The sequence below is a fragment of the Ruminococcus sp. CAG:379 genome, assembly GCF_000434255.1.
Classification (GTDB): domain Bacteria; phylum Bacillota; class Clostridia; order Oscillospirales; family Ruminococcaceae; genus Ruminococcus_F; species Ruminococcus_F champanellensis.
This window is the reverse complement of record NZ_FR894916.1, coordinates 20,458-22,551: the sequence shown is the minus strand read 5'-3', so window position 1 is coordinate 22,551 and position 2,094 is coordinate 20,458. Positions and strand designations below refer to the sequence as shown.

General features: G+C 56.0%; 2 protein-coding genes and 1 pseudogene. 2 read left to right on the top strand and 1 reads right to left on the bottom strand.

All coding sequences use genetic code 11. The features are described from left to right. Positions 1–32: 32 nt before the first annotated feature. Positions 33–215, bottom strand: a pseudogene (locus QVO51_RS09290) (nucleotidyltransferase family protein); the annotation flags it as partial. Between the two features lie 262 nt (positions 216–477). On the opposite strand from QVO51_RS09290, the gene QVO51_RS09285 reads away from it, so the two are divergent. Both QVO51_RS09285 and QVO51_RS09280 read left to right on the top strand, forming a co-directional pair. After that, entirely contained in the window at positions 478–1,677 is a 1,200-nt protein-coding gene (locus QVO51_RS09285) for an acetate/propionate family kinase (protein WP_022358176.1), read from the top strand. 133 nt (positions 1,678–1,810) lie between these two features. Continuing rightward, the coding region (locus QVO51_RS09280) for a cytidine deaminase (protein WP_288168069.1) at positions 1,811–2,094 on the top strand (284 nt) is incomplete at its 3' end.

Sequence of the window (2,094 nt, the reverse complement as noted above, 5' to 3'; positions counted from 1 at the left end):
GCCACCGGCAGCTCCAGCACCAGATCCGCCCCGGATGCTACGGCGATCTGGGCACGGGTCAGCTTGCCCAGCACAGCCGCATCCCCGCGCTGCACAAAGTTGCCGCTCATGACCGCAACGATGTGGGTGGCGCCGTTTTCGCGGGTCTTTGCAATGTGATAGGCATGGCCGTTGTGAAAAGGATTGTACTCGCAAACAATTCCGGAAATTTTCATCCTGATGCCTCCTTTGCTGCCGGACAGTCCCGAAGGGATCCGATCCGCTATGTATTCCGCAAAAGTCCTGTACAACATTTGCGAGGAGCCCCCGTCATGTTGCATGGAGAAGCTTTGCCGCACAGATCATTTCTGTGCAATATGACGAAATAATGGCTGATGCATCTGACGCACAATCTTTGTGCGGGATTGCCCTTGCATTTTTCTGCAAAAGGTTTATAATAGTTATGTTATGTTATCTTTGAAAGGATGTATGAAAACCATGATTATTCTCGTAGTCAACGCCGGCAGCTCTTCTCTGAAGTATCAGCTGATCGACATGAAGGACGAGTCCGTGATCGCCAAGGGCAACTGCGACCGGATCGGCATCGATGGCCACATCAGCCACAAGACCTTTGACGGCAGAACCTTAAATGAGGACTGTGATTTTCCCACCCATACAGAAGCCTTCATGAAGCTGGTAGATGTCCTGACCAAAGGAGACGCTTCCGTCATCAGGAGCATGGACGAGATCTCCGCCGTAGGCCACCGGATCGTCCAGGGCGCCGAGATTTTCGACAAGCCGGTTCTGGTGACTGATGAGGTCATCCAGCAGATCGACGATCTGAAGGAACTGGCTCCCGTACATAACCACGCACATGCGCTGGCGCTGTGGGCATGCAAGAAGGTTATGCCCGCCAACGTGCCCCAGGTAGTCGTATTCGACACTGCCTTCCACCAGACCATGCCGGAAAAGGCATATATGTTCGGCCTGCCCTACGAGGATTACGAGAATTACAGCGTCCGGAAGTACGGCTTCCACGGCACCTCCCACCGGTTCGTATCCAACGCACTGGCACAGGCGCTGGGCAAGGACATCAAGGATCTGAAGATCGTATCCTGCCACCTGGGCAACGGTTCCTCCATTACCGCAGTACAGGGCGGCAAATCCATCGACACCTCCATGGGCTTTACCCCCCTGGACGGTCTGCTGATGGGTACCCGTACCGGCTGTGTGGATCCTTCCGCCGTTACCTTCGTTGCGGAAAAGCATCACTTCACACCCTCCCAGATGAGCGAGTACATGAACAAGAAGTCCGGCTTCCTGGGTGTTTCCGGCATTTCCTCCGACAACCGGGACATTACCGCTGCCGCAGAAAAGGGCGACAAGCGTGCCCTGCTTGCCAAGGACATTCTGGTTTATGAGATCAAGAAGTACATCGGCTCCTACGCCGCAGCCATGAACGGGCTGGACGCTGTTCTGTTCACCGGCGGCATCGGGGAAAACTCCGACGACGTGCGTGCAGAGGTTTGCCGGAATATGGACTTCTTCGGCATCAAGCTGGACGAGGAAGCCAACAATGGCTGCCGTGGTCAGCTGAAGCGGATCTCCGCACCGGACTCCAGGGTTGAGGTGTGGATCGTTCCCACCAACGAGGAGCTGCTGATCGCAAGAGACACCCTGTCCCTGATCTCCAAGTAAGCGTCACCGTTGCCTTAAATTATAACATTTTTGCATGTAAAAATGCAACCCCTGTACTTTGTGCAGAATCAACAAAAAGGAGCGCAGAATTTCTCTGCGCTCCTGCTGTTTCTGCGGAATGGAGGACTGCCCTGTGACAACATTCGACCAGAACGCCCTGTTTCAAGCCGCCTGCGCCGCCAGAACCCATGCCTATGCTCCCTACTCCGGCTTCCGGGTAGGTGCCGCCCTGCTGTGTGAGGACGGGCGGATCTTCACCGGCTGCAACGTGGAAAATGCAGCCTATCCCCTGTGTACCTGTGCGGAACGCACTGCCCTGTGCGCCGCCATATCCCAGGGGGCACGGCGTTTTCTCGCCATCGCCATTGCCGGCGGAACGGACGAGGACTGCACCCAGCCCTGCGCCCCCTGCGGCGG

Coding starts and splice junctions, on each gene's coding strand:
- QVO51_RS09285 (WP_022358176.1), top strand. CDS start 478: ATGATTATTCTCGTAGTCAACGCCGGCAGCTCTTCTCTGAAGTATCAG.